The organism is Salinivibrio sp. IB643, from assembly GCF_001996105.1.
Lineage (GTDB): Bacteria > Pseudomonadota > Gammaproteobacteria > Enterobacterales > Vibrionaceae > Salinivibrio > Salinivibrio costicola.
This window is the reverse complement of sequence record NZ_MUFF01000006.1, coordinates 1-13,880: the sequence shown is the minus strand read 5'-3', so window position 1 is coordinate 13,880 and position 13,880 is coordinate 1. Positions and strand designations below refer to the sequence as shown.

13 protein-coding genes are annotated in these 13,880 nt (G+C 49.4%); 2 read left to right on the top strand and 11 right to left on the bottom strand.

Going from position 1 to position 13,880, the window contains the following annotated elements:
* Nucleotides 1–10 precede the first annotated feature (10 nt).
* The 4 genes from iscU to trmJ form a co-directional block, all read right to left on the bottom strand.
* Nucleotides 11–394 carry a Fe-S cluster assembly scaffold IscU gene (gene iscU / locus BZG77_RS03710; RefSeq protein ID WP_025744586.1) on the bottom strand — a complete coding sequence of 128 codons (384 nt, stop codon included), beginning with the start codon at nt 392–394 and terminating at the stop codon, nt 11–13.
* 53 nt (nt 395–447) lie between these two features.
* The gene (locus tag BZG77_RS03705) at nt 448–1,662 is read right to left on the bottom strand and encodes an IscS subfamily cysteine desulfurase (protein WP_021022918.1); all 1,215 of its coding nucleotides are present in this window, start codon (nt 1,660–1,662) and stop codon (nt 448–450) included.
* A 30-nt stretch (nt 1,663–1,692) separates the two neighbouring features.
* Complete coding sequence (iscR, locus tag BZG77_RS03700; RefSeq protein ID WP_021022917.1) at nt 1,693–2,214, bottom strand: Fe-S cluster assembly transcriptional regulator IscR; 522 nt, start codon at nt 2,212–2,214, stop codon at nt 1,693–1,695.
* Nucleotides 2,215–2,336: 122 nt separating this feature from the next.
* Nucleotides 2,337–3,101 (bottom strand): tRNA (cytosine(32)/uridine(32)-2'-O)-methyltransferase TrmJ, encoded by a 765-nt coding sequence (gene trmJ / locus BZG77_RS03695; RefSeq protein ID WP_077646246.1) that lies wholly within the window; start codon nt 3,099–3,101, stop codon nt 2,337–2,339.
* Nucleotides 3,102–3,338: 237 nt separating this feature from the next.
* On the opposite strand from trmJ, the gene suhB reads away from it, so the two are divergent.
* Nucleotides 3,339–4,142, top strand: coding sequence for an inositol-1-monophosphatase (gene suhB / locus BZG77_RS03690; protein WP_077646245.1), 804 nt, complete (start codon nt 3,339–3,341; stop codon nt 4,140–4,142).
* Nucleotides 4,143–4,277: 135 nt separating this feature from the next.
* Here suhB and secF read toward each other — a convergent pair whose 3' ends face one another.
* The 5 genes from secF to queA all read right to left on the bottom strand — a co-directional run bounded on the left by secF (nt 4,278) and on the right by queA (nt 9,772).
* Complete coding sequence (gene secF, locus BZG77_RS03685; RefSeq protein WP_077646244.1) at nt 4,278–5,225, bottom strand: protein translocase subunit SecF; 948 nt, start codon at nt 5,223–5,225, stop codon at nt 4,278–4,280.
* Nucleotides 5,226–5,237: 12 nt separating this feature from the next.
* Nucleotides 5,238–7,091, bottom strand: coding sequence for a protein translocase subunit SecD (secD, locus tag BZG77_RS03680; RefSeq protein ID WP_077646243.1), 1,854 nt, complete (start codon nt 7,089–7,091; stop codon nt 5,238–5,240).
* Nucleotides 7,092–7,118: 27 nt separating this feature from the next.
* A complete protein-coding gene (gene yajC, locus BZG77_RS03675; protein WP_077646242.1) occupies nt 7,119–7,448 on the bottom strand; it encodes a preprotein translocase subunit YajC in 330 nt (109 codons plus the stop codon).
* A 36-nt stretch (nt 7,449–7,484) separates the two neighbouring features.
* Complete coding sequence (gene tgt / locus BZG77_RS03670; protein WP_021022911.1) at nt 7,485–8,606, bottom strand: tRNA guanosine(34) transglycosylase Tgt; 1,122 nt, start codon at nt 8,604–8,606, stop codon at nt 7,485–7,487.
* Nucleotides 8,607–8,713: 107 nt separating this feature from the next.
* Complete coding sequence (gene queA, locus BZG77_RS03665) at nt 8,714–9,772, bottom strand: tRNA preQ1(34) S-adenosylmethionine ribosyltransferase-isomerase QueA (RefSeq protein WP_077646241.1); 1,059 nt, start codon at nt 9,770–9,772, stop codon at nt 8,714–8,716.
* 297 nt (nt 9,773–10,069) lie between these two features.
* Here queA and BZG77_RS03660 point away from each other — a divergent pair, with 297 nt between their 5' ends.
* Entirely contained in the window at nt 10,070–10,510 is a 441-nt protein-coding gene (locus BZG77_RS03660; protein WP_077460260.1) for a CBS domain-containing protein, read from the top strand.
* A gap of 57 nt (nt 10,511–10,567) precedes the next feature.
* On the opposite strand, the gene aceA is transcribed toward BZG77_RS03660, so the two are convergent.
* Complete coding sequence (gene aceA / locus BZG77_RS03655; protein WP_077646240.1) at nt 10,568–11,872, bottom strand: isocitrate lyase; 1,305 nt, start codon at nt 11,870–11,872, stop codon at nt 10,568–10,570.
* 77 nt (nt 11,873–11,949) lie between these two features.
* Nucleotides 11,950–13,557 carry a malate synthase A gene (aceB, locus tag BZG77_RS03650; RefSeq protein WP_077646239.1) on the bottom strand — a complete coding sequence of 536 codons (1,608 nt, stop codon included), beginning with the start codon at nt 13,555–13,557 and terminating at the stop codon, nt 11,950–11,952.
* Nucleotides 13,558–13,880: the final 323 nt, after the last annotated feature.

Here is a 13,880-nt window from a genome sequence, read left to right as displayed (position 1 = left end):
CCCCTTCGTTTTACTGCTGGTGTTTTTTCTTGTAGTCGCTAACTGCTGCTTTAATGGCGTCTTCCGCTAAGATAGAGCAGTGGACTTTAACCGGTGGCAGCTCAAGCTCTTCCGCAATCTCAGAGTTTTTGATTGCAGCGGCATCGTCAATCGAACGGCCTTTTACCCATTCGGTGACCAACGAGCTCGATGCGATCGCTGACCCGCAACCATAGGTTTTAAATTTGGCGTCTTCGATGATGCCTTCGTCATTCACCTTGATTTGTAGCTTCATGACGTCGCCACATGCAGGGGCACCGACCATGCCGTTACCGACGGATGGATCGCCTTTTTCAAACGAGCCAACGTTACGTGGGTTTTCGTAGTGGTCAATTACTTTTTCGCTGTAAGCCATAATTGTTTCCTCAATATGATTGCTCACTGTTGCCAGTTGGCGCGTTTTTCGTATTAGTGGTGCGCCCATTCAACGGTACTTAAATCAATACCGTCTTTGTACATGTCCCAAAGTGGTGACATTTCTCGCAGCTTGTTCACGGCCTCACGGACTTTTTCAATCGCGTAATCCACTTCTTCTTCAGTGGTAAAACGACCAAATGAAAAGCGTAGTGAGCTGTGTGCTAGCTCATCGTCGCGTCCTAGCGCACGAAGAACATAAGAAGGCTCCAGGCTTGCTGATGTACACGCCGACCCAGACGATACCGCCAGATCTTTTAGCGCCATCAACAAAGACTCACCTTCAACAAAGGCAAAGCTCACGTTCAAGTTGTGTGGAACGCGCTGCTCCAAATCACCATTAACGTAAACTTCTTCTAAATCTTTGACGCCGTCATAAAAGCGATTACGTAACGCAAGTGCATGTTCAAAATCTTTTTCACGCTCTTCTTTAGCGATACGGAAGGCTTCACCCATACCCACAATTTGGTGGGTCGGTAAGGTGCCTGAGCGCATACCACGCTCGTGACCACCACCGTGCATTTGCGCCTCAATACGCACCCGTGGCTTACGGCGAACATACAAAGCGCCGATGCCTTTTGGTCCGTAAGCTTTGTGCGCGCTGAAAGAAATCAGATCAATTTTCATTTCTTTCACATCTAAAGGCACTTTGCCCACAGATTGTGCAGCATCCACATGGAACATAATTTTGCGCTCGCGGCATAATTCGCCGATAGCCGAAATGTCCTGAATCACGCCAATTTCGTTATTCACGTGCATGATAGAGACCAAAATGGTGTCATCACGCATCGCCGCTTCTAGCTTTTTCAGATCAACTAAGCCGTTTTCTTCTAGGTCGAGGTAGGTGACTTCAAAGCCTTCTCGCTCTAGCTGCCGGCATGGATCAAGTACCGCTTTGTGCTCGGTCTTGCAGGTAATGATGTGCTTGCCTTTTTTCGAGTAGAAATTGGCAATGCCTTTAATGGCTAAGTTGTCTGATTCCGTCGCGCCAGAGGTGAACACGATCTCACGCGGATCGGCATTGCAATAGTCGGCAATGTTTTCGCGTGCGGTATCAACGGCTTCTTCTGCTTGCCAACCAAAACGGTGCGAGCGAGAGGCTGGGTTACCGAAGACCCCGTCCATGGTCAGATGCTGACTCATTTTTTCAGCAACGCGCGGATCAACCGGACACGTGGCTGAATAATCAAAATATATGGGCAATTTCATGTTTTTCTCCAATTACACCGACATTGGTCATCAGGAGCGAACGTTCACGCCTATGGTGGCGCTATCTTGTTTGACCTTCGAGCTAAACGTGTTTCTTGGCGCCAATGAGGCGTCCAGTTTAGCATCCTGACGATCTGCTACTTGCTTCACTTCGTTATCATGCATCAGCTCACCGAGCGTGATGTCGTTTAGAAAACCGCTAATACGGGCACTTAAGTCGTGCCACAAGGTGTGTGTCAAACAACGGGTTCCGCCTTGGCAATCTGCTTTACCTTGGCATTTTGTCGCATCAACCGATTCGTCAACCGCGGCAATCACCGCGCCAACGGCAATCTCGTTGGCTGCTATCCCGAGACGATAACCACCGCCTGGACCACGAACACTGCTGACCAGTCCCGACTTACGGAGCCGTGAAAAAAGTTGCTCAAGATAAGACAAGGAAATGCCTTGACGCTCAGAGATGTCCGCCAGGGGCACAGGGCCCTGCTCGGCATGAAGCGCCACGTCGAGCATGGCGGTAACCGCATAACGGCCTTTCGAAGTCAATCTCATAACACGCTACCTGTGGTGAATAGATGCTCAAATGGTTACATACCCGAGTATTTTGGTCAAGTATTTACCTGAGTATTTCTGTCAAGTTTTCACCAAGGTGTACGACGCCTCATTTGAAAGGATCAACGTGGGGAGTGATTATCGGTATTTTGCTCGCTCGATGCCGCCTGTTTGGTCACCTTTTCCACCGAAGACAGCACGCCTCGTAAAATATTGAGCTCCTGACTCTCTAAGCGCGCGCGATTAAATAAGCGACGTAGTTTTGTCATGACCATGCCAGGGTGCTGAGTACGGATAAACCCTGTTTTAGTAAGAACCGTTTCGAGGTGCGTATAAAAACGCGCCAAATCTTGGTTCAGCGGATAGTCTTGTTCAAGGGTTGCTCCTTGATAGGCTTGACTGTCCAACCAGGCGACACGCATTTCATAACACAGCGTTTGCACAGCCATGGCCAAATTCAAAGAGCTGTAGTCTGGATTGGATGGAATCGAAACATGATAGTGACATGTTTGCAGCTCTTCATTGGTTAAGCCAGTTCGCTCTCGGCCAAAAACGATGGCGACCGGATGTGTTGCGGCTTCTTGAATGGCTTTTTGGCCGCACGCTCGCGCATCCAGCATCGGCCATTCTAATGTTCGGCTTCTTGCGCTGGTGCCTATCACTAGGCCACAATCGGCCACCGCTTCTTCAAGCGTATTCACCACTCTCGCGTTATTGGCAATATCACTGGCCCCTGCGGCTAAGGCAATAGCTTGACCGTCCACTTCACAGCCAGGCGCCACTAATGTCATGTTGGTCAGTCCCATGACTTTCATCGCTCGGGCGGCTGAGCCAATGTTTCCGGAGTGGGACGTGCCTACTAATACAACGCGAATTTGATCTAGCATGATGTTGTTTTCGTCTCTTGCTCTGTCCATCTTGGATGGGATGGGCAGCGGTCTGTCAGATCTGCGCAGTTTATCACAGTGCAATCGATAATACTTCTCAGCTAAGCCTGCGGCTGGCGTCATATTTAGCAGAGAGCACGCGCTTATTGACGGTTAAAAAATACCCACTTTCCTTTTGCTCTGGCTCTGTTATACTCCGCCCCGCTTTCGTTCTTTAACATCCGTTGGGAAAACCGTATGCATCCGATGCTAAACATCGCCGTCCGTGCTGCACGGAAGGCTGGCGATTTTATCGCTAAATCTGCAGAAAACAAAGACAACATCGAAACCGCACAAAAAGGCAGTAATGACTTCGTCACTAATGTCGACAAAGCGGCGGAACAAATCATTATCGATATTATTAAAAAGTCATATCCGGACCACACCATCATTGGCGAAGAGTCAGGCGTGGCGGAAGGCAAAGATAGCGATTATCAATGGATCATCGACCCACTGGATGGCACCACTAACTTCATTAACGACTTCCCGCATTTCTGCGTTTCCATTGCTGTGCGCATTAAAGGCCGTACAGAAATTGGTTGCGTTTACGATCCTATCCGCAATGAGCTATTTACCGCTCAACGTGGTTCTGGCGCACAACTCAATAACAAGCGTATTCGTACTGGCAGCGCCAAAGAGCTTGACGGTACCGTCTTAGCCACGGGCTTCCCGTTCAAAGCTAAACAGCACGCTGAAGGCTTTATCGCCGTTGTTGGGGCGTTGTTTGTCGATTGTGCTGACTTCCGTCGTACTGGCTCAGCAGCGCTCGACCTTTGCTACGTGGCCGCGGGCCGTGTTGACGGCTTCTTTGAGCTTGGCCTTAAGCCTTGGGATCTGGCTGCGGGTGAGTTAATTGCGCGCGAAGCGGGTGCCATTTGCACTGACTTTAACGGCGGTACCGACTACATGCGCTCTGGCAATATTGTCAGCGGTGGCGCACGTGTGGTGAAAGGTATGCTCGCCAAAGTTCGCGAACACGCGCCTGAGTCGATGAAAAAATAAAGACACCGATAAGATATTAATAAAAAGCGGCGCTCAATGAGCGCCGCTTTTTTGTGCCTGAAGAAGATGATGTATTGTAAACAATTCGCCACTTGGTCACTGCATAGCCCCACTCTAAGCGCAGGGCAAGCGTGGTTAAGGCATCGCGTCGAACTCTTCCCCTTCTTTTTCCACTTCAGGGATCAAGAGGTGCTCGCGCGCAATACCGAGTTTCAAGGCCAGCGCCGAAGCGACGTAAATCGATGAGTATGTCCCGACGGTAATACCAATCAACAGTGCCATGGCAAACCCATGGATCATCGATCCACCCAAGGTAAAGAGCGCAATCACCACAAACAAGGTAGTGCCTGAAGTAATGGTTGTCCGACTTAGGGTTTGTGAAACAGACGCATTGATGATTTCGTCTGACTCGCCTTTACGAAGCTTGCGGAAGTTCTCACGAATACGGTCAAACACCACAATGGTATCGTTAAGCGAGTAACCCACGACTGTCAGCAAAGCAGCGACGATAGTGAGATCCACCTCCACGTCGAACAGAGAGAAAATCCCCAGCGTAATAATCACATCGTGAGCCAGCGCCATGACGGCACCGGAAGCTAGACGCCATTCGAAACGGAACGAGACATAGATCAGGATACAAACCAATGCAATGATGATTGCCAAGCCACCCGCTTCGGTCAGCTCGTCCCCGACATTGGGGCCGACAAACTCGATGCGGCGCATCTCGACGTTATCACCGGTACCGGCTTTGATGGCACTCAGTACCTCATTACCGAGGTTTTCACCTTCCATGTCATCACGTGGACGCAGCCGAACCATCACGTCCGTGGCGCTACCAAAGTTTTGCACCACCGCATCGCCAAAGCCTTCAGCGGATAACGAATCACGGATTAGGGCAAGATCAGCCGGTTGTTCAAAACCGACTTCAATCAAGGTACCGCCGGTAAAATCGAGCCCCCAATTCAACCATTTGGTTGATAAGGTGACCACAGAGGCCGCAATCATGAAGATCGAGAACACGAAGGCCACTTTAGACCAACGCATAAAGTTGATCGACATGTCCGGTTTAAATATTTGAAACATGCTTGGGCTCCCTTAAATCGACAGTTTTTCGACGCGCTTGCCGCCATACACAAGGTTTACCAGTGCACGCGTTCCCACGATAGCGGTAAACATGGAGGTCAAAATACCAATCGATAGTGTCACCGCGAAACCTTTAATTGCGCCAGTACCCACAGCAAACAAGATAATCGCCGTAATCAGCGTGGTAATGTTAGCATCGGCAATGGTACTAAAGGCGTTGGAATAACCCCGATCAATCGCATGTTGTGGACTACGCCCTTCTTGCAGCTCTTCTCGAATACGTTCAAAAATAAGCACGTTAGCATCCACCGCCATCCCCACGGTTAAGACAATACCGGCAATGCCCGGTAGCGTCATGGTGGCGCCTGGAATAAGCGACATAATCCCAATAATCAAGACGATATTCGCGAACAAGGCACAGTTAGCAAACAAGCCAAAGCGGCGGTAATACACCAGTGTAAACAGCATGACTGCAACGAGGCCCCATAAACAGGCTTGTATGCCCATATTGATGTTTTGCTGCCCCAAGGATGGTCCTATGGTGCGTTCTTCAACAATCGAAATGGGCGCAATCAAGGCACCGGCGCGTAGCAATAACGCAAGGTTGTGAGCTTCAGCTGCTGAGTCGATCCCAGTTATGCGGAAGTTACGGCCTAGTGCCGATTGAATGGTCGCTTGGTTAATCACTTCTTCGTGTTTTTCCAAGATCACTTTGCCATTTTCGTCACGCTCACCACTGTCTTTGTACTCAGCAAACACCGTTGCCATCAGTTCGCCAATGTTACGCTTACTGAAGTCAGACATTTTGTCACCGCCCTCACTGTCGAGCGAGATGTTCACTTGTGGGCGACTGTACTCATCACGTGATGAATTGGCGTCTGTGATGTGTGAACCGGTTAAGATGACCCGCTTTTTCAACACCGCAGGACGTCCGTCACGCGAGCTCATTAGCTCACTACCCGGTGGAACACGCCCTGCCATCGCTGCAGATAAATCGGCATCTTGGTCGACTTCACGAAATTCCAAGGTCGCGGTCGCGCCGAGAATTTCTTTTGCTCGGGCCGTATCTTGCACACCTGGCAGCTCAACCACGATGCGACTCGCACCTTGACGTTGGACCAAAGGCTCTGCGACCCCGAGCTCATTGACACGATTACGCAAAATAGTGATGTTTTGCGCCACCGCGTAGTTACGGATTTCTTTTAACCGCTCTTCTTTGTATACCGCGGTTAAGGTGCCGTCGTCTTCATCAATCGAGAAGTTCATATCCCGATAATTGCTCGACAGTAGCTCAAGCGCTTTATTGGTGTCTTCTGCGTTACGCAAGTTAACCATTACGCGCGTGTTATCTTCGACACGTAAACCACGATAGCGAATGCGCGCTTCACGTAAATCGGTACGAAAGCTGTCTTCTTGCTGGGTAATCAACTTTTCTAGCGCAGCGTCCATGTCCACTTCCATTAAGAAGTGTACCCCGCCACGTAAATCGAGTCCCAATTTCATTGGTGTTGCGCCAAGGGCGTCTAACCAAGACGGGGTCGCTGGCGCCAGGTTTAATGCGACCACATAGTTATTGCTATCGAAGCGAGACATCAACGCATCACGAGCACTGATTTGCGATTCAGTGTCTTTAAAGCGGGCTAAGACAGTGCCGTCTTCAAGCGCAATGGATTGGTAGGAGAGGTCATTAGATTCGAGGGTCTGTTTGATGGAGTCCAGCGCAGTCATATCTACCGAGGCGCCACGCGCCCCGGAAATTTGTACTGCTGGATCTTCACCGTATAAATTGGGAAGCGCATACACGATGCCAATAACCAAGGTTATTAGCACCATGATGTACTTCCACAAAGGATAACGGTTTAGCACAGCATGCATCCTTTATGGTTGCGAGAATTAGAGAGACTGGATAGTACCTTTGGGCAGTACTGCCGTCACGAAGTCTTTTTTAATGGTCACTTCGTTATTGTCGTTAAGAGCAATAACAATAAAGTCATTGTCTTCAGCAATTTGGGTGATTTTACCCACCAAACCACCACCGGTCAGTACTTCGTTTCCTTTGCTCATGGATGCCATTAGGTTTTTATGCTCTTTAACACGCTTAGATTGCGGGCGATAAATCATAAAATAGAAAATAACCGCAAAGAGACCAAGCATAATAAAAAGCTGCATACCGCCACCTTGTGGGCCGGCTTCAGCCGCTGCGTGAGCTTGTGAGATAAACATTCAATCACGTCCTCGTTTTAGTTGTTGAATTCGAAATCAATCGAGCGGTGGCACTTCCTTGCCACGACGCGCGTAGAAATCCGCTACAAAGGCATCTAATCTACCTTCGTCAATCGCGTTACGCAAACCTTCCATGACGCGCTGATAATAACGCAAGTTATGGATAGTATTGAGTCGCGCACCGAGGATTTCATTACAACGGTCTAAGTGGTAAAGATAGGCACGGCTATAATGGCGGCAAGTGTAACAGTCACACTCTGGATCCAAAGGCGAGGTATCACTTTTATGTTTCGCATTACGGATCTTGATCACACCGCCGGTAATAAATAGGTGACCATTTCGGGCATTTCGGGTCGGCATCACGCAATCGAACATATCAACGCCACGACGCACCCCTTCCACGAGGTCTTCCGGTTTACCCACTCCCATTAGATAACGGGGTTTGTCTTCCGGCAACTGCGGGCAGGTATGCTCCAAAATGCGATGCATATCTTCTTTTGGCTCACCGACGGCAAGCCCGCCAACGGCGTAACCATCAAAGCCAATCTCAGTTAGGCCTTCTACCGACACATCGCGTAAGTCTTCGTATACACCACCTTGCACAATGCCGAACAGCGCATTTTTGTTACCAAGTTTGTCAAAATGATTGCGGCTACGCTTGGCCCAGCGCAGTGACATCTCCATCGACTTTTTCGCTTCAGCGTGCGTCGCAGGATACGGGGTGCACTCATCAAAGATCATCACGATGTCTGAGCCAAGGTCGTATTGGATCTCCATGGATTTTTCCGCATCCATAAAAATCCGATCACCGTTAACCGGGTTACGAAAATGCACCCCTTCTTCAGTGATTTTACGGATATCTCCTAAGCTGAAAACTTGGAAGCCACCAGAGTCGGTTAAAATAGGGCCATGCCACTGCATAAAGTCATGCAAATCCCCATGCAGTCGCATGACTTCTTGCCCCGGACGTAACCATAAATGGAAGGTATTACCGAGTAAGATCTCAGCCCCAGTGCCTTTCACTTCTTCTGGGGTCATGCCTTTTACGGTGCCATAGGTCCCCACGGGCATAAATGCCGGGGTTTCGACCGTGCCGCGCTCAAAAATCAAACGGCCACGGCGGGCGCGTCCATCGGTTTTCTTCAGTTCGTATTCCACGAATCCTCCTCAGTGCCAGAGAAACAGTCTGGCGTGTGTCTTATGCTAACAAGGTTTACCTTGCCGCAAGCTTAGATCACACGAAGCCAGGCTTCGCGTGAAATTAATTAATCAGGTTGTTGCTGACGGGTTATAAACATGGCATCGCCATAGCTGAAAAAGCGATAGCGCGCTTCAACTGCCGCGCGATAAGCGGCCATGGTATGTTCGTAACCGGCAAAAGAACTCACCAGCATGATCAAGGTTGATTCCGGCAAGTGGAAGTTGGTGACAAGCACATCCACTAGCTGCCACTGGTAACCGGGATAGATAAAAATCTGGGTGTCATTAAAAAATGGCGCCAGTGATTCACCTTTTTGCTTCGCCGCTTGTGCTGCACTTTCCAATGACCGTACTGACGTGGTCCCCACCGCAATCACGCGTTTACCTTGTGCACGTGTTCGATTGACCGCATCGACCACCTCTTGAGGCACTTCAGCATACTCGGCATGCATGATGTGCTCTTCAATGTTGTCGACCCGAACCGGTTGAAATGTTCCGGCGCCCACATGCAAAGTAACAAAGGCAATATTGACGCCTTTTTCTTTAAGCGTTGCCATAATGGCATCATCAAAGTGTAATCCCGCCGTTGGTGCAGCTACCGCCCCGGGTTTTTGGTTATACACGGTTTGATAACGCTCTTTATCGCTTTCTTCATCAGGACGGTCGATATACGGCGGCAACGGCATATGGCCGATGTCGTTGAGTGTATCCACTACGCCTTTATCGCTGTTTAGCTGGATTTCGAACAGGGCGTCATGGCGTGCCACCATTTCTGCCGGGATCTGTCCGTTATCACCGAGGAATAACTCAGCACCGGGTTTTGGCGCTTTAGACGCGCGCACGTGGGCAAGGAAACGACGTTCGTCGAGCACACGCTCCACCAGCACCTCTATTTTTCCACCCGAGGCTTTGTGGCCATACACGCGTGCAGGGATCACACGTGTGTTGTTGAACACCATCAAATCCCCAGGTTCAACCAGTTCGAGGATATCTTTAAACTGACGATGCGCTACCTCACCGCTGGTGCCATCAAGTGACAATAAGCGACTTGCACTGCGATCCGGCTGTGGATAGCGCGCAATCAACTCATCAGGGAGTTCAAAGTGAAAATCGGATAATTGCATGACGTTTGCCTAGATAAAAAGCAGGCCGCTAGTATAGGTAGCCCACCGTGAATATCAAGCGAGCGAAGCAGGCAATCGTTTCAGTGCGCATTAATAGCATGGCGATATTTACGTTTGAAGCCTTTGGCGGATGATTAACTTTCGCGGATGATGTCCTTTTGCAGATCATTGCCTTTTGCGAATAATAGCCTTTTGCGGATAATAGCCTCGCGCAGATAATTGATGTGTATCACGTCCACCCCGTGCCAAGTGCACTACAGTTAAATTAATCCTGTGCACTGATAACAAGGAGGTGCCATGTTTACCGTTGATGATATGATGACTCGCCATCCACATACACTGAGTCCGGATCATACGCTTGATGATGCCCACCGCTTAATGCGCGCGGAACGCTTCCGTCACTTACCCATCGTCGATGATAATGAACGCTTGCTTGGGCTCGTTACCCAGCGCGATGTGCTTTCAGCCCAGGCATCGTCTTTAGGAAGAGCAACCAATGGCGATCATCAAATCCATACCCCACTCGCACAATTTACCGATAAGCAACTTGTCACCGTCGCGCCAGAGGCGTCGTTACGTGCCGCAGCATTATCAATGTTAGCGCGTAAAATAGGGTGTTTACCCGTGATTAGAAATCAACGCCTTGTTGGGATCATTACTGATAGTGACTTTGTCGCCATTGCGTCGACCTTGCTCGAAATTCAAGAAGAAAGCGAGCCGATGGAAGACGGTGAATAAATAAAAGGGAGTGTTTCCACTCCCTTTCTGGCTTCATTTCCATGATAACGGTTTTAATTAAAACTGATCTTCTTCCGTTGAGCCCGTCAGTGCGGTTACCGAAGATTGACCGCCTTGGATAATATTAGTCATCTGGTCAAAATAGCCAGTACCGACCTCCTGCTGGTGAGCCACAAACGTGTAACCACGCTCCGCCGCAGAAAATTCAGGTCGCTGTACCTTCTCTACATAATGGCGCATTCCCTCACCTTGCGCATAAGCGTGGGCAAGATCGAACATGTTGTACCACATGTTGTGAATGCCCGCTAAGGTGATGAACTGATACTTGTAACCCATGTCGGACAGCGCTTGCTGAAAACGAGCGATGGTGTCGGCATCCAAGTTCTGTTCCCAATTAAAGGATGGCGAGCAGTTATATGCCAATAATTGATCCGGATATTGCGCATGAATCGCCTCGGCAAATTGACGTGCTTCTTCCAGATCCGGTGTCGCGGTTTCACACCAAATCAAATCAGCATACGGTGCATAAGCGAGACCACGGGAAATAGCTTGTTCAATCCCTGGACGCACGCGATAAAAACCTTCTGCGGTGCGCTCACCTGCAATAAAGTCTTTATCATAAGGGTCGCAGTCTGAGGTAAGCAGATCAGCCGCATTAGCATCGGTACGGGCAATCACGAGCGTGTCAGTCCCTGCAACATCCGCCGCCAAACGCGCTGCAACCAGCTTTTGCACGGCTTCTTGGGTTGGCACCAATACCTTTCCACCCATGTGACCACACTTTTTCACTGACGCCAATTGATCTTCAAAGTGGACGCCTGCTGCGCCTGCCTCAATCATATTGCGCATCAACTCATAGGCGTTGAGTACACCACCAAAGCCAGCTTCGGCATCGGCAACAATAGGGAGAAAATAATCAGTCCCCTCTTCTGGGGTTCCACCTTTTGACCACTGTATTTGATCCGCGCGGCGAAAAGCATTGTTGATACGTTTAACAACCGAGGGGACTGAGTCAACTGGATACAGTGACTGGTCCGGATACATACTGGACGCTGTGTTATTGTCGGCTGCCACTTGCCAGCCTGACAAGTAAATAGCTTCAATGCCGGCTTTTGCTTGCTGCACAGCTTGGCCACCCGTTAACGCGCCCAAGCAGTTAACATAGCCTTTTTTCGCACTGCCGTTAACAAGGTCCCACAGCTTAGCTGCACCGCGTTTAGCAATGGTATTCTCGGGGACAAAAGAGCCGCGCATACTGACCACCTCTTCAGCGGTGTACGTTCGCTTTACGTTTTTCCAGCGTGGATTTTCAGCCCAATCCTTTTCCAGTTGCGCGATTTGTTGTTGGCGAGTCAAAGTCATGTTCCATTCCTCTTTGTTAGCAGAGCCTTGTCAGCCCTTCGCTTTCATTCCATGTTGTTGTTTTGCTTCCATGCCCATTAAGGCAAATACTCGTACCCTGGCAGGGTTAAGAAGTTAACTAGCTCATCACTGGTTGTCAGCTCGGCCATTAACGTTGCCGCTTGGCGGTATCGCCCTTGAGCAAAACGTCCAGTGCCCAGTTCGTTTTCAAGCACAGCCATTTCTTCTTCGAGGTACTGCGTAAATAGCTCTTTGGTTACCACGTTGCCATTGCTGAGCGGCTTTTGATGCTTGATCCATTGCCAGATCGACGCACGCGAAATTTCGGCGGTCGCCGCATCTTCCATCAAGCCGTAAATCGGCACACAGCCATTACCCGAAACCCATGCCTCGATATATTGGACCGCAACCCGAATATTGTGGCGCATGCCCGCTTCGGTGCGCTCTCCATCGCAAGGCGCAAGCAAATCCGCCGCGGTAATTGGCGCATCTTGCTCACGAGAAACCGTTAGCTGATTCGGCTTATCGCCGAGCGCTTTATCAAAAATGGCTTTTGCCGTGTCTGCTAATCCGGGGTGGGCAATCCAGGTTCCATCATGGCCATTATTTGCCTCTAGCGTTTTATCTTTTTCGATTTTCTCGAGCACTTGTTGGTTTTCGGTTGGGTCTTTGCTCGGGATAAATGCCGCCATCCCTCCCATGGCCAATGCACCGCGCTTATGACAGGTTCTCACCAACAGTCGCGAGTAAGCATTGAGAAAAGGTTTGTCCATGGTGACCACCTGACGGTCAGGTAGCACCCGATCAGGATGATTACGAAGCGTTTTGATATAACTGAAAATATAATCCCAGCGACCGCAGTTCAGCGCGACGATGTGATCGCGTAGGTGATATAAAATCTCATCCATTTCAAACACGGCCGGTAGGGTTTCGATCAATACGGTTGCTTTGATCGTGCCTCGGCTTAGCCCAAATTCATCTTCTGCAAATGAGAACACATCGCTCCACCACGACGCTTCTTGATAGGCTTGTAGTTTGGGCAAGTAGAAGTAAGGACCGGATCCTGTCTCAAGCAACCGACGATAGTTATGGAAAAAGTATAGCGCGAAATCAAATAAAGCACCGGGTAGCGGTTTACCTTGCCACATGACATGTTTTTCTGTCAGATGAAGGCCCCTAACCCGGCAGATCAGGCGCGCGGGATCATCGTTAAGTTGATAACGCTTTCCTGTCTCTGGTTGTTCATAACTGATGGTGCCGTTAATAGCATCGCGCAAGTTGCGCTGCCCCTCGACCACTTGTGGCCAAGCTGGTGCGAACGAGTCTTCAAAGTCCGCCATAAACACTTTCACATTGGCGTTCAGGGCGTTGATCACCATTTTCCGATCCACTGGGCCAGTAATTTCTAGCCGTCGATCTTGCAAGTCTTTGGGGATGCCACGAATGGTCCAATCATCGTGGCGAATCGATTGCGTCTCAGGAAGGAAATCGGGCAGCTCTCCCGCATCAATACGCTGTTGGCGCTGCTCGCGAGCGGCAAGAAGCCCAGGTATACGATCCGCAAATCGATTAGCCAAACTGGCTAAAAAACACAAGGCATCATCGGTTAGGATTTCTGCCTGCGCAGGGGTAACGGTCTCGTTAATTACCAGTGATTCGCGTAAGGTTGAGCATGCTTCTGTCATATCGCCTCCCTGGCTGTCATTTGTAATCCAATCACAACAAAAGTTGTTTACGGACATCAAGTGGCATCTCACTCACTCAACGCCACGCTAGTTATCTTACGTTGACTCAACCTCGGATAAAAATCAACCTAACACCTCACATCTATCAATCAAAAACCAGTAATAAACACTTAAAATCAGACATTTAAATAATTTAGAGCATAAGCTCGAATATGCTTTTTTGAATGGATTAGCAGAATGATGTAACACTGCTACCAAGATCATATTTTTGTCACTTAAGTGTAACCACTTACGTAATTAAGGTAACCACTTACGTAATTAAG

Coding starts and splice junctions, on each gene's coding strand:
- iscU (WP_025744586.1), bottom strand. CDS start 394: ATGGCTTACAGCGAAAAAGTAATTGACCACTACGAAAACCCACGTAAC.
- BZG77_RS03705 (WP_021022918.1), bottom strand. CDS start 1,662: ATGAAATTGCCCATATATTTTGATTATTCAGCCACGTGTCCGGTTGAT.
- iscR (WP_021022917.1), bottom strand. CDS start 2,214: ATGAGATTGACTTCGAAAGGCCGTTATGCGGTTACCGCCATGCTCGAC.
- trmJ (WP_077646246.1), bottom strand. CDS start 3,101: ATGCTAGATCAAATTCGCGTTGTATTAGTAGGCACGTCCCACTCCGGA.
- suhB (WP_077646245.1), top strand. CDS start 3,339: ATGCATCCGATGCTAAACATCGCCGTCCGTGCTGCACGGAAGGCTGGC.
- secF (WP_077646244.1), bottom strand. CDS start 5,225: ATGTTTCAAATATTTAAACCGGACATGTCGATCAACTTTATGCGTTGG.
- yajC (WP_077646242.1), bottom strand. CDS start 7,448: ATGTTTATCTCACAAGCTCACGCAGCGGCTGAAGCCGGCCCACAAGGT.
- queA (WP_077646241.1), bottom strand. CDS start 9,772: ATGCAATTATCCGATTTTCACTTTGAACTCCCTGATGAGTTGATTGCG.
- BZG77_RS03660 (WP_077460260.1), top strand. CDS start 10,070: ATGTTTACCGTTGATGATATGATGACTCGCCATCCACATACACTGAGT.
- aceA (WP_077646240.1), bottom strand. CDS start 11,872: ATGACTTTGACTCGCCAACAACAAATCGCGCAACTGGAAAAGGATTGG.
- aceB (WP_077646239.1), bottom strand. CDS start 13,557: ATGACAGAAGCATGCTCAACCTTACGCGAATCACTGGTAATTAACGAG.